At 72.3% G+C, this 567-nt stretch carries 1 pseudogene; it reads left to right on the top strand.

The window, feature by feature from the left end:
* Positions 1-567: pseudogene (locus tag ACLQ2W_RS33855) on the top strand (hypothetical protein); the annotation flags it as partial.

The raw sequence follows: 567 nt of genomic DNA, 5'->3' as shown, positions 1-567 counted from the left end.
CGCGGCGTTGCACCCGATCGGGTTGACCGGGCTGCTCGGCGACGATCAGGCGGTGTTGCCGTTCGCGTGGAGCGGGGTCCGACTGCACGCCACCGGGGCTACGACGCTGCGGGTCCGGCTGACACCCGCCGACGACGGCGGCATCGCGGTGGCCGTGTTCGACACCGCCGGCCAGCCGGTCCTGACCGCGGACTCGCTGGTGCTGCGACCGGCAACCACCGACCAGCTCGCCGCCGGGGCGCCGGACGCGGCGCAGTCACTGTTCGCGGTGCAGTGGGTGCCGCTGCCGGACACGGAACCCGACACCACGCCGACGGCTGCCGAAACGGACTGGGCATGGCATGGGCAGGTTGACGGCGAACTGCCCCCCGTCGTGGTCGCCGAGCTACCGGCTGCGGGCGATGCTGTGGGTGTTGTCGAGGCTACGCACGCGGCGAGCGCGTTGGTGTTGGGGTGGGTTCAGGACTGGCTGGCTGATCCGGGCACGGATGGTTCCCGGTTGGTGGTGCTCACCCACGGTGCTACCGATGGCAGTGACCTGGCCGCGGCCGCGGTGTGGGGCCTGGT

Origin of the sequence: Micromonospora sp. DT227 (assembly GCF_049841835.1) — a bacterium.
Lineage (GTDB): Bacteria > Actinomycetota > Actinomycetes > Mycobacteriales > Micromonosporaceae > Micromonospora.
The sequence above is the reverse complement of the archived record's forward strand: the minus strand, read 5'-3'. Positions and strand labels throughout refer to the sequence as shown.